18 protein-coding genes are annotated in these 21,114 nt (G+C 46.1%); 8 read left to right on the top strand and 10 right to left on the bottom strand.

Annotated features, from left to right (window positions below; genetic code table 11):
* Positions 1-11 precede the first annotated feature (11 nt).
* The 3 genes from K6V26_RS21760 to K6V26_RS21750 form a co-directional block, all read right to left on the bottom strand.
* Positions 12-1,127: a FecR family protein gene (locus K6V26_RS21760; RefSeq protein WP_224263832.1), complete on the bottom strand. Its 1,116-nt coding sequence runs from the start codon at positions 1,125-1,127 to the stop codon at positions 12-14.
* Positions 1,082-2,212 (bottom strand): OprO/OprP family phosphate-selective porin, encoded by a 1,131-nt coding sequence (locus K6V26_RS21755; RefSeq protein WP_009860634.1) that lies wholly within the window; start codon positions 2,210-2,212, stop codon positions 1,082-1,084. The genes K6V26_RS21760 and K6V26_RS21755 overlap by 46 nt, the downstream gene beginning before the upstream one ends.
* Before the next feature lie 472 nt (positions 2,213-2,684).
* Complete coding sequence (locus K6V26_RS21750) at positions 2,685-3,200, bottom strand: RNA polymerase sigma-70 factor (RefSeq protein WP_180334977.1); 516 nt, start codon at positions 3,198-3,200, stop codon at positions 2,685-2,687.
* Positions 3,201-3,434: 234 nt separating this feature from the next.
* Here K6V26_RS21750 and K6V26_RS21745 point away from each other — a divergent pair, with 234 nt between their 5' ends.
* Positions 3,435-5,690, top strand: coding sequence for an inorganic phosphate transporter (locus K6V26_RS21745; protein WP_009860636.1), 2,256 nt, complete (start codon positions 3,435-3,437; stop codon positions 5,688-5,690).
* 143 nt (positions 5,691-5,833) lie between these two features.
* Here the strand turns inward: K6V26_RS21745 and K6V26_RS21740 are convergent, their stop codons facing one another.
* Entirely contained in the window at positions 5,834-6,712 is an 879-nt protein-coding gene (locus tag K6V26_RS21740) for a hypothetical protein (RefSeq protein WP_224265868.1), read from the bottom strand.
* 195 nt (positions 6,713-6,907) lie between these two features.
* Between K6V26_RS21740 and K6V26_RS21735 the strand changes: the two genes are divergently transcribed.
* The 4 genes from K6V26_RS21735 (at position 6,908) to K6V26_RS21720 (ending at position 10,706) form a co-directional block, all read left to right on the top strand.
* Positions 6,908-8,248 (top strand): DUF5690 family protein, encoded by a 1,341-nt coding sequence (locus tag K6V26_RS21735; RefSeq protein WP_224265867.1) that lies wholly within the window; start codon positions 6,908-6,910, stop codon positions 8,246-8,248.
* A gap of 30 nt (positions 8,249-8,278) precedes the next feature.
* On the top strand, positions 8,279-9,061 hold the full coding sequence (gene phnX, locus K6V26_RS21730; RefSeq protein WP_009860639.1) for a phosphonoacetaldehyde hydrolase: 783 nt from the start codon (positions 8,279-8,281) through the stop codon (positions 9,059-9,061).
* A gap of 28 nt (positions 9,062-9,089) precedes the next feature.
* Entirely contained in the window at positions 9,090-10,181 is a 1,092-nt protein-coding gene (gene phnW, locus K6V26_RS21725) for a 2-aminoethylphosphonate--pyruvate transaminase (RefSeq protein ID WP_010801321.1), read from the top strand.
* Positions 10,182-10,430: 249 nt separating this feature from the next.
* Positions 10,431-10,706, top strand: coding sequence for an HU family DNA-binding protein (locus K6V26_RS21720; RefSeq protein WP_009860641.1), 276 nt, complete (start codon positions 10,431-10,433; stop codon positions 10,704-10,706).
* Positions 10,707-10,709: 3 nt separating this feature from the next.
* Here K6V26_RS21720 and K6V26_RS21715 read toward each other — a convergent pair whose 3' ends face one another.
* Genes K6V26_RS21715 through dapB form a run of 4 tightly spaced genes read right to left on the bottom strand, consistent with a single transcriptional unit; the run spans position 10,710 to position 14,334 of the window.
* Positions 10,710-11,336 (bottom strand): WbqC family protein, encoded by a 627-nt coding sequence (locus K6V26_RS21715; protein WP_224263831.1) that lies wholly within the window; start codon positions 11,334-11,336, stop codon positions 10,710-10,712.
* Between the two features lie 2 nt (positions 11,337-11,338).
* On the bottom strand, positions 11,339-12,196 hold the full coding sequence (lepB, locus tag K6V26_RS21710; RefSeq protein WP_224263830.1) for a signal peptidase I: 858 nt from the start codon (positions 12,194-12,196) through the stop codon (positions 11,339-11,341).
* A gap of 5 nt (positions 12,197-12,201) precedes the next feature.
* Positions 12,202-13,599 carry a signal peptidase I gene (gene lepB, locus K6V26_RS21705; protein WP_224263829.1) on the bottom strand — a complete coding sequence of 466 codons (1,398 nt, stop codon included), beginning with the start codon at positions 13,597-13,599 and terminating at the stop codon, positions 12,202-12,204.
* An 18-nt stretch (positions 13,600-13,617) separates the two neighbouring features.
* Positions 13,618-14,334 carry a 4-hydroxy-tetrahydrodipicolinate reductase gene (gene dapB / locus K6V26_RS21700; protein WP_224263828.1) on the bottom strand — a complete coding sequence of 239 codons (717 nt, stop codon included), beginning with the start codon at positions 14,332-14,334 and terminating at the stop codon, positions 13,618-13,620.
* A 110-nt stretch (positions 14,335-14,444) separates the two neighbouring features.
* Between dapB and K6V26_RS21695 the strand changes: the two genes are divergently transcribed.
* The 3 genes from K6V26_RS21695 (at position 14,445) to K6V26_RS21685 (ending at position 18,552) form a co-directional block, all read left to right on the top strand.
* Positions 14,445-15,722 (top strand): DUF2851 family protein, encoded by a 1,278-nt coding sequence (locus K6V26_RS21695; RefSeq protein WP_195436901.1) that lies wholly within the window; start codon positions 14,445-14,447, stop codon positions 15,720-15,722.
* Between the two features lie 87 nt (positions 15,723-15,809).
* The gene (locus K6V26_RS21690; RefSeq protein WP_195585120.1) at positions 15,810-17,729 is read left to right on the top strand and encodes an Ig-like domain-containing protein; all 1,920 of its coding nucleotides are present in this window, start codon (positions 15,810-15,812) and stop codon (positions 17,727-17,729) included.
* The gene (locus tag K6V26_RS21685) at positions 17,662-18,552 is read left to right on the top strand and encodes a DUF3108 domain-containing protein (RefSeq protein ID WP_224263827.1); all 891 of its coding nucleotides are present in this window, start codon (positions 17,662-17,664) and stop codon (positions 18,550-18,552) included. The genes K6V26_RS21690 and K6V26_RS21685 overlap by 68 nt, the downstream gene beginning before the upstream one ends.
* On the opposite strand, the gene K6V26_RS21680 is transcribed toward K6V26_RS21685, so the two are convergent.
* Together K6V26_RS21680 and K6V26_RS21675 are read right to left on the bottom strand one after the other, a co-directional pair.
* Positions 18,521-19,591, bottom strand: coding sequence for a sensor histidine kinase (locus K6V26_RS21680; protein WP_224265866.1), 1,071 nt, complete (start codon positions 19,589-19,591; stop codon positions 18,521-18,523). The genes K6V26_RS21685 and K6V26_RS21680 overlap by 32 nt on opposite strands.
* Before the next feature lie 5 nt (positions 19,592-19,596).
* Positions 19,597-20,946: a sigma-54-dependent transcriptional regulator gene (locus K6V26_RS21675; RefSeq protein ID WP_195436900.1), complete on the bottom strand. Its 1,350-nt coding sequence runs from the start codon at positions 20,944-20,946 to the stop codon at positions 19,597-19,599.
* Positions 20,947-21,114: the final 168 nt, after the last annotated feature.

Genomic DNA, 21,114 nt, shown 5'->3' with positions numbered 1-21,114 from the left:
TTAATAAAAGTTTATCTGATATAGTATGTATTATTCTTATTTTCCCATTTCATAGGTAGACTTCGTGAAATTACTTTCAGAATTTCATCCAAGGTTTGTTCTTCGCTGAAACCACCGGATACCGTCATTGATGGTTTCGTTAATTTCTTATTTCCAATAATGATCTGTACATTGTATCTTTTTTCAAGTTCTTTTGCCAAATCTGTGAACATGATCATTTTATATTTTATCAGACCTTCTTTCCAAGAGATTTCTTTTTCTATATCAACTTCGTGTACATCAATGTTACCGGTTGTATAATCGAATGCAGCTTGTTGATTGGGATATAATTTTATTTTTTGCCCGGATCCCTCGAAAGATACACATCCTTCTATCAGTGTGGTAATGATTTTATCAGATCCTTTGTCAATCTTTGCATTAAACACTGTTCCCAGCACTTTAATGGTTCCCCTGTTTTTATTTTCCACTTCAAGGGAAACTTCGAACGGGCTATCAAGATTTTTAGTTACTTCAAAAAAAGCTTCCCCCTCCAGTTTTACTGACCGGTTGTTTTTTCCGAAAGCATCTGAATAGGTAAGTGTGCTATTTTTATTTAGTGTAACTTTTGTTCCGTCACGGAGTGTGAATTCTGATTTGTTGTTATTGGTGAGATAAGTGTAATACTCTTTGCTTTTCCCGTTTGTACTGGTTATACTGAAAAAAGATGAGATCGTGATAATCAGAACAATTGAAGCGACAACTGACAGGAGGATCGGAATCAGATACTGTTTCCCGGGAGTTTGATGTCTGTTTATTTTATCCTGTAGTTTTTCTAATGAAACAGATGGGTTTACGTATTGATTAGATGCAATATCTGCACTCCAGTAACTTTTTAGCAGACTGAATGTTTTATGATTTTCTTCTTTTTCATTCATCCAGTTGCTGATGAACAGAATATCTTCAGCCGACGCTTCTCCGGCTAAAACTCGTGCTATAATATGATCTATTTTATTTTCCATCTTTGTTACTTCTAGTATTATAGTCGTAACGTATATGGAAAAACCCTTAGTTGTAAATTGAAAAAATAGTATTAATTTTATAATTAAAACCGTACCTGCAATCGAACCTGCATCATATTGATTTCGCATTTACCCAATGCAGAATACTTGTCCATCCAAAGATGTGCGTAGTTCAGGCGGGAAGAAATGTATTTGTTGAAATAATAATTGATGCCGATGGATACGTCGTGCTGGCTTCCTCCTGTGATATGGCTGCTGAAATCATTCAGGTTCGTATAGTTGTAACGGCAGGCAAGCAGAATAGAATGTGGGTCTTCAGGCATTACCGGTATTGCATCGAGTGCATCGTAAGCATATTTGCTCCCTTTTAGGAGGAATCCGCCCAATATATATCCTCCGTGGGCGGAATAGGAGGGTTGGGAAGAATTTTGTTTGATTTTCGTGTAAAGAAACTCTGTTTGTAACAGCCATTTTTTTTGAAACAACAGGCATTCTACGTTCGACTGAACCTGATTTTTGGCATGTTTGAATGTCAAATCTAACGTTCGGGGGGATGGAATATAAGTAACGCCTTTTGTCTTTAACCGGATTTGTTGTTCACCGGTTTCCGTATTTTCATCAGGGACTTTGAATAAAGCTCCTGTGCCTATATGGAATAATTGTCCCGGAGAATTTATTGGGCGCCAGACGACACGTCCGGAAAAGTTATAACCGGGTTTGGTTGTCTCGGAGAAGCTGAGTCCGTCACCGCAAAAAGCACCGGCTGATAAATAATAAGAAGGAAGGGAACGTGTGTAGGATATGCCTATTCTGCGATCCGGATAGAAAGTTTCCGCCACATTGGAGGCTGTGTTGAAAATTAAATCATTTGTGCTGGTGGACTGGTCTATACTGTAATAGCCGAGCATATAACCGGCACGGAAATAATTTCCGTCTTTGCCATATTCGGTGAATGCATCTTTCAGTGTTATCTTATTGTTTGCAAAGCCTACATCTATTTTGGTATACCAGTTCGAATAGATACGGACTTTAGCTGCCAGCCGGACATCTGCGATATGCGCTCCGGCATGTAACTCTTTGGGAGAATGAATATAAACACCGCCATCCAGGAATAAACGGCCTGATAATTTCCAGTCGATAGGTGAAGAATCCGGCGTTGCAAAAACTGAAAAAGCAAATAGAATAAGTAGAAATAAGGGTGTTATCCGTCTCATGAAAAATGTTCCTTTACAGTATTGAAACTGTAAAGGAACGAAAAAAATGGAAAAAATCGAAGTGATATTGTAAAGATATTGGTTATAGACCGAGTTATATCGTTTATTACTAAGACAGGAATTTTGAAAATACCCCTACTGGTATGGAAAGAAATATTGTAGTTTGGAAGATACAAAAAAACGAAAGGGAAAGTCCGGATTTGACTCCGGGCGTTTCCCTCTCTAACTTAACCGACCCCCTTATTTCCCAATAAGTTTTATATTACAAATGTATGTGATTTGTGACAATGATTTGTTTCGTAATTCAAGCAATTGGTATTAAAGGTCAGACAAATTTCATTTTGTTTTCTGCCGCTTTATCTTTTGACCGATAAAAGGAAGATTTCTATATATTGTTGTTTTGAAAAGAACAACAGGCTGTTGATGTTTGTTTCGGTTCGGGAGTATTGAGGGATAGCGGTGACTTTTTTATTTATTCTTCTTTTCTAAGAAATTCGCGTAGTTTTTTGATAGCAGTAGCAAGGTGGGCTTCAAGTGTTTTTACGGAAATTTCCAATATAGCTGCTACCTCTTTATATTTGAGCTTATCTTCACGGACTAACTTGAATGCCGTTTTGCATTTTGCCGGCAATGCTTCAATGGCATTATTTAGTTGGTTGATTTTTTCTTTGGAAATGAGGTCGTCTTCCGGAGTTGTTTCCGTATGGATGAAAAGGTCTATTGAAAGTTCGTTCAATTCTATTTGTTCCATGTGTATGGAACGGTAATAGCTGATAGCTTTATGTCTGGCGATAGAATAAATGTAAGAATCGAAATTCGTTACTTTCAGTAGAGATTTTCTATTATTCCATACTGCCAGGAAAGTATCGGAAACAATTTCTTCTGCTTCCACTGTGGAGGAAACATAGAGTCTCGTAAATCGTATTAACCTTTGGAAGTAAGTCAGGTATAACGATTTAAAAGCAGCTTGGGAATCGGTCAATGCCATTTCACAGAGCCATTGCAGTATGTCATCTTTATGGTCGGTCAATGATTGAAAGTTAATAACTATGATATTGTAGTCGCATTTTAGAAGAAAAACCCTTAGTGTGATAACTTTCTTTTTTCTCCCTTGTTTTAATAATAAGGGCGTTTTAACAATTGTAACATGTTTGTAATATCTGTGTAACACATGTGAAATAATTGTTTCAGACCTTTGTTGTCGAATATGTAACACTCATTTATGGAAACATTCTATCTGTTCCTCGTAATTTTTCTTTTCGTGCTGGCGGTATTTGACCTGTCGGTCGGAGTCAGTAATGACGCAGTAAACTTTTTGAATTCTGCAATCGGTTCGAGGGCCGCATCGTTTAAAACTATTATGGTCATCGCCGCAATCGGTATTTTTGTCGGCGCTTCTTTGTCTAACGGTATGATGGATATTGCCCGGCATGGGATTTATCAGCCGCAACACTTCTTTTTCTCTGAGATTATGTGTATCCTGCTGGCTGTTATGCTGACCGATGTCGTACTGCTCGATATCTTTAATTCATTGGGGATGCCGACATCGACGACCGTTTCGCTTGTGTTTGAATTGCTGGGAGGTACGGTGGCCCTGTCACTGGTCAAGATAGCCAATTCCAACGGTGCTTTGCAGTTGGGGGATTTGCTGAATACCGATAAGGCTTTTACCGTGATTCTCGCCATCTTCCTTTCTGTGGCGATTGCTTTCTTCTTCGGAAGCGTGGTGCAGTATATTTCACGTCTCATCTTTACATTTAATTATAAGAAACATACAAAATACTTTATAGCGCTGTTTGGCGGCCTGGCGGCTACTTCCATCCTTTATTTTATGCTGATAAAAGGGTTGAAGGAAAGTTCTTTTATGACCGGCAATCTGAAAGAGCTTATTTACGGCAATACCAGCATGGTGGTGTGGGGTGCTTTTATTTTCTTTACTATCCTGATGCAAATCCTTCACTGGCTGAAGGTGAATGTATTCAAGATTATTGTGATGCTGGGTACTTTTGCCTTGGCATTGGCTTTTGCCGGAAATGACCTGGTGAACTTTATCGGTGTTCCTCTGGTTGGCTATTCTTCCTATATGGATTTGATGGCGCAGGGGGGAACGACGACGACGGATACATTCCTGATGGGTTCGCTGCTTGCTCCGGCTCAGACACCCTGGTATTTCCTGGTCGGTTCGGGGCTGGTGATGGTGATTGCACTGGCTACTTCCAAGAAAGCGCATAATGTGGTGAAGACTTCGCTGGATTTATCCCGCCAGTCGGAAGGAAACGAGAGTTTCGGAACATCACCGGTGGCACGTATGCTGGTCCGCACTTGCAATAATGCTTCCAGTACGATTCTGAGTGTGGTTCCGCCGAAAGTAAAGGACTGGATTGACAGCCGTTTTAATAATGATGAAATTATTCTGGAAGACAAAGCCAGCTTTGACCTGGTCCGTGCTTCGGTTAATGTGGTACTTTCGGGATTGCTGATTGCGTTGGGTACTTCTCTGAAGCTGCCGCTTTCAACGACTTACGTGGCTTTTATGGTGGCAATGGGTAGTTCGTTGGCCGACCGTGCCTGGGGACGGGAAAGTGCGGTTTACCGTATTACCGGTGTGCTGTCGGTTATAGGCGGATGGTTTATTACGGCGGGAGCTGCTTTTACGATTTGCTTCCTGGTTGCTATCGTTATTCATTTCGGAGGCATTGCAGCGATGGCAGCGATGGTCGGCCTGGCAGTTTATATGTTGATACGTAGCCAGATTGCTTATAAGAAAAAGATGAAGAAAGAAGCCCTGAAGGAAGAAGTGAACACGACAGTTGCCAAACTGCGTGATACGACAGACAGCCGTGAAGCCCTTTCTTTGTTCCGTGAACATAGCCGCGAAGAATTACAGTCGGTATTGCTGTTTACTGCGGATGCACTCGACCGTTCCGTCCATGGTTTCATGAATGAGAATCTCCGGGAGCTGCGCAAAGTCCTGAATGAAATAGAAGAGAAAAAGATACATCTGAAGCAAGTAAAACGTGTCGGTACGCTGGGCGTAACACATCTGGAACACGATATTGCCGTCGAAAAGGGATTGTATTATTATCAGGGAAATGATTTCGCTAGCGAGATTATCTTCAGTGTCCGCCGTCTGACAGAACCCAGCAAGGAGCATGTGGATAATAACTTCAGTCCGCTCAACGATATTCAGAAAGAAGATTTCAGCAAAATGACGGAGAGTATCATTACTTATCTGAAACGCTGCGCTGTCATGATTGAAACGAACGATTATCATCGTCTGGACGATGTCATAGTCGAATCCGTCTCCTTGACCAACCAGCTCACTGCCCTGAAGAAAGGTGAATTGAAACGTATCCAGGGACAGAGCGGAAGTACGAAGGTAAGCATGGTCTATCTGAATATGGTACAGGAAGCGCAGAACGTTGTATCGTTTACTGCAAACCTGGTGAAAGTAAGCCGTAAATTCCAAAAGGAATAAGGATGAAAAACGGCACCGGGGCAAAATGCCTTATAATGTTATTCGCTAGTCGATTACAGTTTCCTCGTAGTTCCTGTTTCAGGAAACTGTAAGGAAACTATAAGGAGTTTATAAAGGAACTGTCAGGGAAGAAGATGCCGGCTTTATAATGCCAGCATCTTCTTTTCTTTTATCAAGTCGCTTTCGTCCATGCGGAGAGAAGGGACGGTGCACATTTTGATGCAATCGCCGGTCTGGCAGGTGTAGTCGTAATAGGATTGTTGTTCGGGCGTGAAGTCTTCTTTGGCTATCAGGCCGTTTTTCATTGCCAGAAACTCTGCGATGTCCGTACTTTCCGATTCCTTTATGAGGACGATACGGCGGGCGACCGGATTGCGGTTGTAATCCAGTCCCAGATATAAACCGCGTAGCTGGCGGGGATTTTTGAACATGGGAATTTGCAGATAGACAGTAACCAGCGTTAACGGGGGAACCGGATTTTCACTGAACATGCAATAAAAGTTTTGAGGGTCCCCGTTTACCCCGATGCCCCATTGCGCTTCATCGTATGCATTGAGCCGGCCGATACGGAGATGGTCCTTATTGTCGGACAATGTGATTATATAAGGTTCGCATTTCAGGCAATCGCTGGAGGAGGAGAGGCTATAGCTGGTATATAACCCGCAGATGTTGGTCGTCTTCCGGGTGGAAAGAGATAATTCCTCATTGAGCAACTCGATGAAAGGAATCCCTTTCTGTGTGTGCAATGCCGCCGGTTCCAGTTCGTCGAGCCGGTTCAGCGTGTCTTCCAGTCCCGAAAGCAGTTTTCTTTTGGATACGTTATTAACCAGCGATAGCGCCTGGTCGAGCGCCTCTTCTTGAGGCATTGTTTTGGCCGATTCAAAATAGGCGGGCAAGACGGTCGTATAGAGCGATGACAATACGCTCGGAGCCATTCCCACCCAATCGGCTATTTCTTTCATCTTCGTACCGTTGTTCCTTAAATATTCAATCCTTTTGTAGAGTTCTGAGAAGTCATTCATCATGTAACATTTTCTTTAATACAATACAAAATAACGCCCCGTTTGTTGCATTTCCGTTACATGAATGTTACATAAATATTTCTTTATAATTTATTGATATTTAGTTATATATTAATAATACATATTCATGTGTTCAGTAATATTCCTGTAACATCTCCGGGATACTTTTGCCGTCGAAAACAAAACGACAGCATGATGAATAATTTGTTACATATCAACGAAACAACCCGGAAACGTCTTTCCGATTTTCTTTTTATCCTTTGGGCCGGAGGTGCCGCCTTGTTATCCTATTCTTTAGTATATGCACTACGTAAACCTTTTACGGCTGCCTCCTTTGAAAATGCGGAATTCTTCGATTTGGATTATAAAGTGGTGGTGACAATCTCACAGATACTGGGATATGTTATTTCCAAATTCATAGGGATTAAGCTGATTTCCGAGTTGAAACCGGAAGAACGGTTTAAGTTTATCCTCACTTCTGTGTTGCTGGCGGAGTCTTCGCTTATTTTATTCGGATTGCTTTCCACGCCGTTCAATGTGGCAGCCATGTTTCTGAACGGGTTGTCGCTGGGATGTATGTGGGGAGTCATTTTCAGTTTTATCGAAGGACGCCGGGTGACGGATATTCTGGCAAGCCTGCTGGGAGTCAGTATGGTGATTAGTTCGGGTACGGCCAAGTCGGTCGGGTTGTATGTCATGAACCATCTCCATGTGAACGAGTTCTGGATGCCGGCCCTGATTGGTGGCGTTGCGCTTCCCCTCTTGTTGTTGCTCGGTTGTGCGCTGAACAAACTTCCGGAGCCTAACAAAGAAGACATCGCCATGAAGTCTGAACGCGAAACGTTGAACGGACAGCAACGCTGGGAGTTGTTTAAGAGCTTTATGCCTTTCCTCAGTATGCTTTTCGTGGCAAACATAGCGATTGTGGTCCTGCGGGATATAAAAGAAGATTTCCTGGTGAATATCATAGATGTCACTGCTTATTCCCCCTGGCTTTTTGCCCAGATTGACAGTGTGGTGACGTTGATTATCCTGGGGATATTCGGTTTGATGGTCTTTGTGAAAGACAATCTGAAGGCATTGTCCGTCCTGTTCGGTCTTATCATCATGGGGATGATTGCGATGTCGGTCGTTTCTTTCGGGCAGGACCGGTTCCGTCTGTCGCCTGTGACATGGCTGTTTATTCAGAGCCTGTGCCTGTATATTGCCTATCTGACTTTCCAGACTATCTTTTTCGACCGGTTCATCGCCTGTTTCAAGATACGTGGAAATGTAGGGTTCTTTATTGTGACGACAGACTTCCTGGGATACACCGGAACCGTATTGGTTCTTATCCTGAAAGAGTTTTGTAACCCCCATATTAATTGGGCGGTATTTTATAGTCAACTAGCCGGTTATGTTGGCATCTTTTGTTGTATCACTTTCATCTGTTCTTTCGTATATTTGCATCAACGTTTCCGTAAAGAAACGGGTATGACAGCCGCCAGGGAAGAGACACTTGAAGCCACTCCGCAGAATGCCATCACCGTAGCCTGAGAGAAATAATAAAAACTAGTATATAAAGTTATGAAGAAGATTTCGTGTGTAATTATGGACTGGGCCGGAACGGCCGTCGATTTTGGTTGTTTCGCTCCTTTGAACGCCTTCCTGAAAGTCTTTTCGGAAGAAAAAGGAATAGACATTACTTACCGTCAGGCACGTGAGCCGATGGGACTTCTTAAGATAGACCATATCAAGGCTATTCTGAATATGCCGGAGGTGAATGATAAATTCCGTGCACGTTATGGCCGCGACTGGAATATGGACGACGTGAACGAGATGTATCAGAGTTTCGAAAAGCATCTGTTCGCTTCCCTGAAAAACTTTACGACTCCGATACCCGGTGTATTGGATATTATCCGACTGTTACGTGAAGACGGACTGAAGATTGGTTCGACAACCGGCTATACGCAAGCTATGATGGACGTGGTTCGTCCGGGTGCCGCCGCAAAAGGTTATGTGGTGGACAACCTGGTGACTCCCGATGATGTCCCCGCAGGCCGTCCGGCTCCCTATATGATTTATAAGAATATGATTGACCTGGCTATCCCGTCGGTGGATAATGTGGTGAAGGTGGGCGATACGATTGCCGATATTAAAGAGGGAGTGAATGCGAAAGTATGGACTGTCGGTCTTATAACGGGAAGCAACGAGATGGGGCTTTCGGAAGAAGAATACAACCGCCGCTCTGCCGACGAACTGGCCGGACTGAAACACGAAGTACGTGAACGCATGTTGGCTGCCGGTGCCCATTTCGTATTGGACAACATCACGGAACTTCCAGCTTGCATTGAGAAAATTAACAGATAAAATAAGGATATAATAGCTATCATTAAATATGAGAAATTATCTTTTACTGACACCTGGCCCATTAAGTACGTCACAGACCGTGCGCGAAGCCATGCTCCAGGATTGGTGTACCTGGGATAAAGATTATAATGGAGGAATCGTAACCCCAATCCGTAAAGGTCTGCTGGCTATCGCCGGACTGGATGAAAACGAATATACTGATGTGCTCCTGCAAGGCAGCGGAACCTACTGTGTGGAAGCAACCATCGGAGCCGCCGTGAAACCGACCGACAAATTGCTTATCCTTGCCAATGGCGCTTACGGGAAACGTATGGCGCAGATTGCCGGATATTACCATATCGACCATGTCCTGGTCTCTTTGCACGAAACAGAACTGATAACAGGCGAAGTTGCCCGCCGTGCCCTTGAAGAGAATCCGGGCATTACTCATCTTTCGATGGTACACAGCGAAACGACGACCGGCCTGCTGAACCCGATTGAAGAGGTGGCGGAAGTCATTCGCGGCAAGGGTATCACTTTTATTGTCGATGCCATGAGCAGCTTTGGCGGTGTACCTATCGACATGAAGAAGCTGGATATCGACTTCCTGGTGAGTAGTGCCAATAAATGTATCCAGGGAGTTCCCGGTTTCGGTTTTATCATTGCAAAGAGGGAAAAGCTGATGGCTTGCAAGGGTGTGGCCCGTTCATTGTCACTGGATATCTATGACCAGTGGGAAACGATGGAGAAGGGTGGAGGTAAATGGCGTTTCACGTCTCCCACACATGTAGTCCGTGCCTTTTACCAGGCTATGAAAGAGCTGAACGAAGAAGGAGGTATTGTCGCCCGTTACGAACGTTATAAAAAGAACCACCGTACATTGGTTGACGGAATGCGTGCACAAGGTTTCAAGACCTTGCTTCCCGATGCTTCCCAGGGACCGATTATCACTTCATTCCTTTATCCGCATGCCGGGTTTGATTTTAACGCATTCTATGCTGCTCTGAAGCAGAAAGGATTTGTGATTTATCCGGGTAAAATATCCGATGCGGATACTTTCCGTATCGGTAATATCGGCGATGTGTTTCCAGAAGATATGGAGAAGCTGCTGGAGGCAATCCGGAATACTGACTACAAATAGAATATAACTCTGAAAACGGTTGATATACTATATTATAACCGGATGTCGCCGCTCACTTCCGGTTATAATTAGCCCAATCTGAAAAAAATGCAAGAATAATGAGCCGATAATTGCTTTTATATTGTATATGATAATAATTTTGAGTACGTTTGCTCCCATTAAAAATCAAGTTATTCAGGAGATTGTTCGAAATTGATTCATCAGTGCCTATTTAGTTGATGGATGGTAGTAATTTAATAATAAAAGCAAATGAAACGGTCAGATTTAATTGCAGCTATAGCTGCTGAAAGTGGTTGTAGTAAGAAAGATGTAGATGCAATGCTTGAAGCATTTTGTTCTGTTGCGACTAATGCACTTCGCCAGAGGGATCCGATAGTGCTGAAAGGCTTTGGAACTCTTTCTCCAAGAGAGCAGAACAGTCGTCCGGCCCGCAATCCCAAGACAGGTGAGGTTGTTATTATCCCGAAACGTCTGAGTGTGAAGTTCAGCGTTGGTAAGTTCCTTTTTGAAGACCTGAACAAGTAACTGCTATCGGTGGGCGATGGAATCCCGCAGGACGAGTATTCCTTCCGGTCCCATATTGAATAGTAAGTCTACGATACTTAAGTTGGGGAGGAATCCGAATTTATCCCGGAATACCTGGTAATAGGGTTGCGGGAAAAAGGCGGAATCTTCCCCTTCGTGTTTCGGGCGGATAATTTCCCGGAAATCGTTCGATACTTCCGGCATGTAAGTTTCCGTATAAACAACGTTCGGTTGCAGGTCCAGCAGCCGGCAGACCAGCATGCGCAGCTCCTCGTTGAAATCAAACAGGAACTCATATTTCTTCTCGTAGAACGGTGCGAAATCTTCCTCATAATACTCAAAGAACGGACTCATATTATAAGCCGAGACCAGTGCATTCCAATGCAGGTGGCGCCAGTTCCCGTGGTCGGATATGCGGATATCCTTCGTCGGGCATTTCAGCGTGTCGGGCTTGACGATGGGGACGGAGAGTGACAGCGGACCGTTGGCAGCCGCGATTGTACAGCGGTTGCGATAGGTTTGTTTCAGATAGTTTTCGGCTGTTTCTATCCGTACCTCTTCAAATTGGTAGAGTTTGCAGTATTGTTGTACCGGGCCCAGGTAGGCCGAAGAAATATATACAGGTTGCATGATTAGTTTACGGGTTTAAAAATTCGTTGCCGGTCTTTGCTGTACCAGCAGAGCCAGGCGTTTCCAATGATATGGTTGCGTGGGATGAATCCGAGGTGACGCGAATCCACCGCTTCGTTGGCATTATCGGAAAGCATCCAGTAATAATCCTGGTTGAAGAAGAAGAAATCTGTCTCCCGGCCGTCCAGGAATAACTTCCCGTCACGGAACACGGCCTTGTCGCCGGCTTCGGCCCGGATGGCTTCACGGCAGGCGGTGAGTGCAGCGGCATTGAGGCGGTAGACTCTGCCTTTTTGGGGAACGACCAGTTCGTACGTATCCATTGGGTTTTTAAGGAAACGGATGTTGGCATCTTCCGATAATTCTTCTCGTATCTGATATTCCTCAAAGGAAGTCAGGTTGAAGGAGATGCCGAACGGTTCTTCTTTCATCTCTCTGAGCGGGATATTCAGTTTCTTCTGTGCCGCCAGTACTTCCTCCTGTGCCGCCTGTGTCACGATATAAGTATTGAGTGACCGGGGGGAATGAGGTATCAGCCTTCCGTTTACCCGGTATCCGTCATTACTAATCCGGATTGTGTCGCCCGGCATACCGATACAACGGCTCAGAAATAACGGGCTCGATGTCGTATCTTTCAGCAGCGGACTGGTAAATAAAACTACCCGGTTGCGCCCTGGGTTGTCTTTTTGCGGGAGCTTGTTCACCAGCATATAATCGCCTTTGTGCAGGGCAACTTCCATGGAGTCGGTCGACACGCGATACGACTCCATACAGAAATAACGGATTACCATAACGCCCCCCACCAGCAACACGATTGTCACCAGCCATTTTACTGCGGATATGAAGGAGCGCTTTGTCATTATTCTTAATTCGGATGCACCATGCGGAACAGACGGTTCCAGCGGATACCACCGTCGAACAGGCTGCGGTCTTTATCCAGTGACAACCAGATAAGGATAGGCTTTCCTACGATATGGTCTTCCGGAACAAATCCCCAGGAGCGGCTGTCGGCACTGTTGTGACGGTTGTCGCCCATCATCCAGTAATAATCATATTTAAATGTATAGTCTGTTTCCGGCTTTCCGTTGATATAATATGTACCGTCTTTTTCTTCCAGTGTATTGTTTTCGTAGTTTTTGATGCAACGGCCGTATAGAGCGATGTTACGTTCGTTCAGCGGTATTGTCGCCCCTTTCTTCGGAATCCACAGAGGACCGTAGTTGTCGCGTGTCCAACCTGTTTCATACCATGCCGGATAAGTCAACCCCGAAAATGCATCCGGTTCGATTACAATCTTTTTCACTATAGGCAGTTTCTCGGCTATCGCCAGTGCTTTCTTGGTCAGCGGCATGCGATAGACCGGATTGTACTGTCCGGGGGCAATCGATTCGAAGCCGAGGAAAGACATTAAATCCTGGTAATATCCGTTGTTGGAGACTAGTACCCGGTCTTCTTTGCTTACATTCATCAGGCGGAACTGTTCTTCCGTGATAGGGGAACCATCCGTTTCGACGTAATAACAGAACTGCATATTCTCCGGATTCTCAGCCGCTTTACCATCGATATATACCTGGTTGTCGCGTATCTCTATGGTGTCGCCCGGCATACCGATACAACGTTTCACATAGTTTTCACGTTTGTCTACAGGACGGTAGACTACATCCCCGAAGGTATTTTTATCCATCCAGATGCGTTCACGTCCGTGCTGCATAACCAGTTCGTCGTAGCTCGGATTCTGCTGTTTCAGGGCAACCGTGTCGCCGGCAGGAAAGTTGAACACTACGATATCATTGCGTTTTACATGACCGAAACCTTTTACCCGTTTGTAACCCCATTCCGGCCAGTCCAGATACGATTTACAGTTGAAGAACGGCAGCGTGTTCTGTACCAGTGGAAACGACAGCGGCGTGTTCGGGACACGCGGACCGTAACTCAGCTTGCTTACAAACAGGTAATCGCCTACCAACAAAGATTTCTCCAACGAAGAACTCGGAATTTGGTAGTTCTGGAAGATGAACAGATTAATGAAATAGACGGCAATCAGCGCGAACAGGATATCGTCCACCCATTCCAACGCATTTCGTACCGCCGGGTTCTTTGACCGTTTCCAGGCTCCCCAGGGAATATATTTTGTCAGGAAAATATCTACGAGTACAATCAACCCGAGCAACAACCAGAGGTTCTGCATCCAGATTGAAAAGAGTATATACAGCACGGCAGAGATGCCGAACTTAATCCATTGTTTCTTGGAAATTTGTTTCATTTGCTGACTAATGTGGAATTAAAATTTAAGCATATCGTCCATACCCAGAAAGCCTTTCTTCCCGGCGGTAAATTCAGCGGCAACGACAGCGCCGAGTGCGAAACCTGCGCGGCTCTTGGCGTCATGTTTGATACTGATATAGTCGACATCCGACTCATAGGTCACCTCGTGGATGCCCGGCACTTCGCCTTCGCGGATGGCGTGGATTGGCAGGTCGGTTGGCTGTTCGGCTGTTTCCAGTGTCCAACGGTCTTTTCGGTCTACGTTTTCAATGATTCCTTCTGCCAGTGTGATAGCGGTACCGCTCGGAGCATCCAGTTTGTGGATATGGTGCGTTTCCGTCATGCTGATATTGTAGGAAGGAAAATTATTCATGATTTTCGCCAGGTACTTGTTGAGGGCGAAAAAGATATTTACTCCGATGCTGAAATTGGAAGCGTAGAAGAATGTCTTGCCTTCCTTTTCACATTTCTCTTTTATTTCGCCGATACGGTCCAGCCAGCCGGTTGTGCCGGAAACAACGGGAACGCCGGCAGCGAAACTCTTCATATAATTGTCGAATGCCGTGGCCGGAGTCGTGAACTCGATGGCTACATCTGCGCTCTTGAAATTATCTGACTGAAATTCTTCCGGGTTGTTTATATCTACGATAGAGACGATTTGGTGTCCTCTGTTCAATGCAATCTGCTCGATGGTTTTACCCATCTTTCCGTAACCGATAAGTGCAATCTTCATAATCTTTTCAGAATAAAATGAATAAATAAGCTAATAACTTAGCCTTCAGGGGTGCAAATATAAAGAAAATGAATTAGATTTGTGGCATAAATCTTAACTCTGAAAAGAATATGGAACGTTTATTACATTATGTTTGGAAATACAGACTGTATCCAACGACTTCGCTTCTTACTACTGACGGACGTACAGTATCGGTCATTGACCCCGGAACACCCAATACCGACGCGGGCCCGGACTTCTTCAATGCAAAGATGAAAATAGACGGTACTTTGTGGGCCGGGTGTGTTGAAATCCATGACAAAGCCTCCGACTGGCTGCTTCATCGCCATGATAAGGACAAGGCTTATGATGCCGTTGTTCTCCATATTGTGGAGGTGTCGGACTGTATCGTTTACCGGATGAACGGAGAGGTTATTCCGCAAATGGAACTGGCAGTGCCGGAGTCGGTTGTGCGGAATATCGACTGGTTGCTCCATCATGACAACTCTCTTCCCTGTGCCGGATATATCCCTCAAATGGAGCCCGTTCACATTACATCGTGGCTGGGGGCTCTGCTCGGCGAACGGCTGGAACGGAAAACGGCCGATATATTCCGTTTGCTGGACCAGTATGCCGGTGACTGGAACGAAGTCTTTTATATTACTTTAACCCGCAATTTCGGTTTCGGTGTGAATAACGACATCTTCGAGCGTCTTGCCAAGAGCTTACCGCTCAGGTATATTCAGAAGCAACGCGGCAGCAGTTCGCAGGTCGAAGCGATGCTGTTCGGACAGGCCGGGATGCTGAATGAAGCGATCGATTGCCCTTATTATCGTTTGCTGCAACGTGAGTATCAGTTTCTTCGCTATAAATTCGGATTGACTCCGCTGGACTGTTCTCAATTCAGGAACCTTCGTACCCGGCCCATCAATTTCCCCTGTCTGAAGTTGGCGCAACTGGCGGCTGTCTGGATGCAATACGATACCTTGTTTTCTGTTATCCTGACGGCAGGCAGTATCGGTGAGATTAAGCAATGTCTGCGTGTCACACCTTCCGCTTATTGGGAGACGCATTATCATTTCCGGAGCGCTTCCGCTATAAAAGAGAAAACAGTCGGGGAGAATTCTTTGTGTATATTGTTGATAAATACGGTAGTTCCCATTCTTTTCGCTTACGGAGTCAGGAATAAGCAACCCGAATACTGCGAGCGTGCAATCCGTATCCTTGAAAATCTTCCTCCGGAGAAGAATACGATTGTTTCGGGTTTTAGCCGGGCAGGGATAAAAGTCTGCCATGCAGGCGACAGTCAGGCGCTGATTCAATTGAAACGGGAGTATTGCGAGAAGAAGAAATGTTTGTATTGCCGGATCGGGTACAGGTATCTGAAACGGGGTATTCCCTCTTTATAGAATGCAAAGATTTCTTATTTAGCGTATATATCACTATTAGTCACCGGATTTTTCCCTATTTTTGCCATCTGATTAAAAAGCGATTGAATGGGTAACAGATATATAAAAGATTTATTGCTGGTACTGTGCGGAGTGTTTCTGTTGGTAACCATGTATTCGTGTGCCAATATGGCTTCTCCGAACGGGGGACCTTACGACGAGACCCCCCCTAAATTCATAAGCAGTCTGCCTGCCCCTAATCAGATGAATTATAAGGGGAAGAAGGTGGAGATTCTGTTTGATGAACTGGTTCAGCTGGACAAGCCGTCGGAGAATGTAATCATCACGCCGCCGCAGATGCAATTACCTGTGATCCGTGCCGCGGGAAAGAAGGTCGTGGTCGAACTGAAAGATACACTGAAAGAAAATACGACTTATACGATCGACTTCACCAACTCGATCTCCGATAATAACGAGAAGAATGTATTCGAGAATTTCTCCTTTGCCTTCTCTACCGGTGATGTGATCGATACGCTGGAGGTATCGGGTATCTTGCTGAATGCCGAAAACCTGGAACCTATGCCCGGTATCACGATCGGTCTGCATAAGAACCTGGAGGATTCGGCATTTGTGAAACTGCCTTTCGACCGTACTTCGCGCACGAACGATAAAGGACAGTTCACCATTCGCAATATCTCTCCAGGCAGTTACCGTATTTTCGGTCTGAACGATGTCAACCGCGACTATAAATTCGACCAGCCGGGCGAGGAGATTGCGTTTAACGACTCCATTATCATCCCTTCGCTGGAGTTGACCACCCGGCAGGATACGCTTTGGAAAGACAGCCTGACTATCGATACGATCCGTACGGTTGCCTATACGCGTTATTTCCCGGATGATATCGAATTGCGTCTGTTCAAGGAAAACTTCGTGCGCCAGTATCTGCTGAAACCGGAGCGGCAGCAGGAAAACTTGCTGACCATACGGTTCAACGCTCCGCTCGATACCGTACCGCTTCCGAAGCCACTTAACTTTACGCCGGAGAATCCTGACTGGTTCTTTACACAGGAAACGGAGGCGGGAAAAGGCGTTAATTTTTGGCTGACCGATTCGCTGGTATGGAAACAAGATACGTTGCAGGTGGAACTGTCGTATCCGAAGAGCGACTCGCTGAACGTTCTCCGACCGCAAACCGATACGCTTCAGTTTGTGATGCGCCGCCGTCCCGAAAAGAAGAAAAAGAAGAAAGATGACGAGCCGGAACCGATCGTCTTCCTGGGTATGCAGATCGACGCGCCCGGTTCGATGGACTTGTTCGATACCGTATCCGTTACGTTCAATGAGCCGATCCTCGAACTGCCGAAGGAAGTCTTCTATTTGGACCAGAAGGTCGATACGGTATGGACTCCGGTTGATTTCGAGCTTTTCCCGGACTCTGCCAACAGCCTGAATTACTTCATTCGCCGTCCGTGGAAATATGCCGAGGAGTATCGCCTGTCGGTGGACTCCGCAACGATCTTCAGTCTTTATGGCAAGTGGAACGAACCGTATTCGGCTGAGTTCAAGATCAAGAAAGAGGATGAATACGGACACTTATATATTAATGTAGAAGGAATTGATACGACCGCTTATGTGGAATTGCTGAACGGTAGTGATGCCCCGGTGCGGAAGGCGAAGGTAAAGAACGGCGGTGTCCTTTTCATGGACCTGAAACCGGACAAGTATTACGCACGCCTGGTGGTCGACCTGAATGACAACGGCAAATGGGATACCGGCAATTATGCCGATAAACGCCAGCCGGAAGAAGTCTTTTATTCGCCAGTTCAGTACAACGTATTGCAGAACTGGCAGGTAGAAGAGACTTGGAATGTCAAGGCAACCCCATGGGCAAAACAGAAACCTATCGAGATTACAAAGAATAAGCCGAAAGAGGCAACCAAGAAGAAAAGAAATTACAAAGATGAAGGACAACAGAAGTCTTCTTCGCGCAATAGCGGTATGGGCGGCAGCATCGGCATGCCGTTCTAAAGGAACCGGTTTATGTCTGCCGGTCCTGTTGTTGCTCCTTTCCGGAGTGGCCGGTGCGCAGACTATTCCGGTGAAAGAGCGGTTCAATGCCGGTGAGGAGGTGCAATATGAATTGTACTTCAAATGGGGTATTCTGATGCCACGCGCCGGACAGGCAACCTTATCCATTAAAGATACCCGCTATGAGGATAATCCGGCTTATCATTATAACCTGTTATTCCGAACTTCCGGCATGTTTGAGAAGATATTCTCCATGCGCGATACGATCGACTGCTATTTCACGCCTGAGATGCTGTTACTCCGTAGCGAGAAACGGGTGAATGAGAATGACTACTATCTGATCGACGACCTGAAGTTCTCTTATAGTACAGGGAAGACTTCGGCCCATTCCCATCGCTATACGCCTTCACGGACGAAGATCGACACGATGATCGTTTCCGAACAATATATGTTCGATATGCTGGGTGCCACCATGTATCTCCGCTCGCTGGACTGGGATAACATGAAACAGGGCGATGAATTTCCGTTTCATGTGGTGATCGGACGGGACCGGATCAACATCAGTTTCCGCTATACCGGGCAGCAGATCGTGGAACGCAACGAGACACTGAAATACCGTACCCGACATTTCTATATCGATATTTTTGACGACGCTTTCACCCAAAGCAAGGCGGCCGCCGAAATATGGATCGGGGACGATGAAAACCATATCCCGGTCAAGATTCGTGCCAAGCTGAAGATAGGAGCGGCCGAGGTCTATTACAAATCATCCAAAGGATTGCGTTACCCGCTTACTTCGCGGGTGGAAATTCCCCGGCGTTAGGCAGTGAGAGAGTGAAACGTGTTTCGGAGTAAGGCTGTGAACTGACCAGGAGTTCGCCGCCATGCATCCGTACGATCTGGCGTGAAAGGCTCAGGCCGATACCCGTACCCTTGTTCTTGGTGGTGAAGAAAGGAATGAAAATATCTTCCAGCATATCGTGGGGGATGCCCGGCCCGTTATCCGTTACTTCTATCAGGGTCGTGGTGCCGGGTTGTTTTACCGTGAGTGAGATTTCACCGTTATCCTGTCCTTCCAATGCTTCCATCGCATTTTTCAACAAGTTGATCAAGACCTGTGAGAGCAGTTCTTCATCGGCATTGACTGTTATTTCGTCCTGGCAGAGGTAAACAGTCAGACCGATCTGTAAACGTTGCAGGTCCGACTGGAACAGCAGTTCGATGTTGCGTACCTGGCGGGAGAGGGAGAACGGATTGGGATTGGGAGCCTGCAACCGTGCCAGTTGGCGGTATGAATTGGTGAAGTTCATAAGGCTCTGTCCCTGGCTCTTGATCGTATCCAGTCCGCGGACCGTCTTCCGGATGGTGGCGTCGTTGATCTCGTCGCAGCTTTTCGTCGTGTCGTTGCTCCGGTAATAGGAGAGGAGCGTGCCTGAGAGGGAGACGATCGGAGCGATCGAGTTCATGATCTCGTGGGTCAGGACGTGCATCAACTTGTCGTATGCCTCGTATTCTTTCCGTAACAGTTCGCGTTCGAACTCTTTCTGCTTGCTCTCCGTCATCAGGCGGTGGATGCGGTTGAATGCCGTATGCAGGCGGCGTTGTTCTTCCGGTCCGCTGTTTTCGGGGAAGTAAAGCATCGACTCATTGTCTTCGATGGCATCGAGGAACAGTTGGATACGGCGGTTCGATGTATTGAGGAAATAGACGAGGATCCCGACCAGCCATAAGGCGATCAGTAGGGTGACGCATCCCAGTATGATGGCTTTACCGGTGATAATACCCGTTAGTCCCACGCCGGCAACAAGGAGGATGGCCGCGACCTGGAAGACTATCTTCAGATAGATGCGTGTGCTGAACATTCGTTTCACAGGTTGAACCGTTTTAGTTTGTTATATAAGGTCTGCCGGCTTACCCCCAGTTGCTCGGCGGCAGCGGTCAGGTTGCCGTCGTTCTGGGTAATAGCCGCCTCAATCGTCTTGCGCTCCACTTCCCCCAGGTTGGGGGTATCGGAGAACGAGACGGATTTTCCGGGACGGATAAAGAGGTCGGCGGCACGGATTACATTCTTCTCGGCCAGGATCACTGCTTTCTCGATGGTATGTTGCAGTTCGCGTATGTTGCCCGGCCAGTCGTAACGTTCCAGTTTGGCGGCTGCCTGCGGATGGATGGTCAGGCCAGGCTGGTTGTACAGGGCCGTATACTTTTTCAGGAAGTAGTCGATGAAAAGGGGAATATCTTCCCGGCGGTTCCTGAGAGGCGGTATCTCTATTTGTATGGTGTTGATGCGATAGTAGAGATCCTCCCGGAAAAGAGATTGCTTCACCAGTTCCGGCAGGTCGCGGTTGGTGGCGGCGATCAGACGTATGTCGATCGGGATTTTACGGTTGCTTCCCAATCGGGTGACTTCGCGGTTCTGCAGGGCGGCGAGCAGTTTGGCTTGCAGGCCGACCGGGAGGTTGCCTATTTCATCCAGAAACAGGGTGCTTCCGCTGGCAGCCTCGAATTTACCCGGCCGGCTTTCGCGGGCATCGGTAAAGGCACCTTTTTCATGTCCGAACAGTTCGCTTTCGAAAAGGGATTCACTGACGGCTCCCATGTCCACGTTGATCATTTCCCGGCGGCTGCGGAGCGACAGGCGGTGTATTTCTCGGGCGAGCATTTCTTTACCTGTACCGTTCTCGCCAGTGATAAGGATATTCGCATCCGTTTTGGCAACCTTGGTCACGACCTTGATCAGTTTCATCATAACGGCGGAGTGGCCGATGATCATGGCTGGCTCCACAGGGCGGTCGGGTCGGTTACGATCGGTCTTCTGTTTGACCTTTTCCCGTTCTACGGCTTGTAAGGCGGCGTGTATCTTTTCGAGCAGGACTTCGTTGTCCCAGGGTTTGAGTATAAAATCAACGGCTCCGCTTTTCAAGGCTTTGACAGCTAGTTCCACATCTCCGTAGGCGGTAAGCATGATGACCGGCAGTTCGGGGGCTATTTCCTGGATACGGCGTAGCCAGAACAGGCCTTCGTTTCCGGTGTTTACGCCTGCGGAGAAATTCATATCTAGAATGACAAGGTCGACCGGCATCGTATCCAGCACGGATAAGATGCTGTTCGGGTTGGAGGCGGTCTCTACCCGTTCGAATTCATCTTCCAACAATAATTCGAGCGAAGTCAGTACACTTTTATTATCATCTACAATGAGAACTGTTCCGGTTTGCATACGATTAATTTTTCCGTAAAGGTATCGGCTTCCGGGGTACTTTGCAAATGAGCGTCAAAATATTTGACACTAATAACAGGATAATATAACACTATAGTCCTAATCCGATTAGCACTCGTATGCTAAGGCAGTCAGCACAGTAGTGCTGGTGAGGGTAACACTACTGTG

Source organism: Parabacteroides goldsteinii (assembly GCF_020091425.1).
Taxonomy (GTDB): Bacteria; Bacteroidota; Bacteroidia; order Bacteroidales; family Tannerellaceae; genus Parabacteroides; species Parabacteroides goldsteinii.
This window is presented reverse-complemented; position numbering and strand designations above follow the sequence as displayed.

Excerpts from the sequence above, each read along its gene's own strand:
- K6V26_RS21760 (WP_224263832.1), bottom strand. The coding sequence starts at position 1,127 with ATGCGAAATCAATATGATGCAGGTTCGATTGCAGGTACGGTTTTAATT.
- K6V26_RS21755 (WP_009860634.1), bottom strand. The coding sequence starts at position 2,212 with ATGAGACGGATAACACCCTTATTTCTACTTATTCTATTTGCTTTTTCA.
- K6V26_RS21750 (WP_180334977.1), bottom strand. The coding sequence starts at position 3,200 with ATGGCATTGACCGATTCCCAAGCTGCTTTTAAATCGTTATACCTGACT.
- K6V26_RS21745 (WP_009860636.1), top strand. The coding sequence starts at position 3,435 with ATGGAAACATTCTATCTGTTCCTCGTAATTTTTCTTTTCGTGCTGGCG.
- K6V26_RS21740 (WP_224265868.1), bottom strand. The coding sequence starts at position 6,712 with ATGAATGACTTCTCAGAACTCTACAAAAGGATTGAATATTTAAGGAAC.
- K6V26_RS21735 (WP_224265867.1), top strand. The coding sequence starts at position 6,908 with ATGAATAATTTGTTACATATCAACGAAACAACCCGGAAACGTCTTTCC.
- phnX (WP_009860639.1), top strand. The coding sequence starts at position 8,279 with ATGAAGAAGATTTCGTGTGTAATTATGGACTGGGCCGGAACGGCCGTC.
- phnW (WP_010801321.1), top strand. The coding sequence starts at position 9,090 with ATGAGAAATTATCTTTTACTGACACCTGGCCCATTAAGTACGTCACAG.
- K6V26_RS21720 (WP_009860641.1), top strand. The coding sequence starts at position 10,431 with ATGAAACGGTCAGATTTAATTGCAGCTATAGCTGCTGAAAGTGGTTGT.
- K6V26_RS21715 (WP_224263831.1), bottom strand. The coding sequence starts at position 11,336 with ATGCAACCTGTATATATTTCTTCGGCCTACCTGGGCCCGGTACAACAA.
- lepB (WP_224263830.1), bottom strand. The coding sequence starts at position 12,196 with ATGACAAAGCGCTCCTTCATATCCGCAGTAAAATGGCTGGTGACAATC.
- lepB (WP_224263829.1), bottom strand. The coding sequence starts at position 13,599 with ATGAAACAAATTTCCAAGAAACAATGGATTAAGTTCGGCATCTCTGCC.
- dapB (WP_224263828.1), bottom strand. The coding sequence starts at position 14,334 with ATGAAGATTGCACTTATCGGTTACGGAAAGATGGGTAAAACCATCGAG.
- K6V26_RS21695 (WP_195436901.1), top strand. The coding sequence starts at position 14,445 with ATGGAACGTTTATTACATTATGTTTGGAAATACAGACTGTATCCAACG.
- K6V26_RS21690 (WP_195585120.1), top strand. The coding sequence starts at position 15,810 with ATGGGTAACAGATATATAAAAGATTTATTGCTGGTACTGTGCGGAGTG.
- K6V26_RS21685 (WP_224263827.1), top strand. The coding sequence starts at position 17,662 with ATGAAGGACAACAGAAGTCTTCTTCGCGCAATAGCGGTATGGGCGGCA.
- K6V26_RS21680 (WP_224265866.1), bottom strand. The coding sequence starts at position 19,591 with ATGTTCAGCACACGCATCTATCTGAAGATAGTCTTCCAGGTCGCGGCC.
- K6V26_RS21675 (WP_195436900.1), bottom strand. The coding sequence starts at position 20,946 with ATGCAAACCGGAACAGTTCTCATTGTAGATGATAATAAAAGTGTACTG.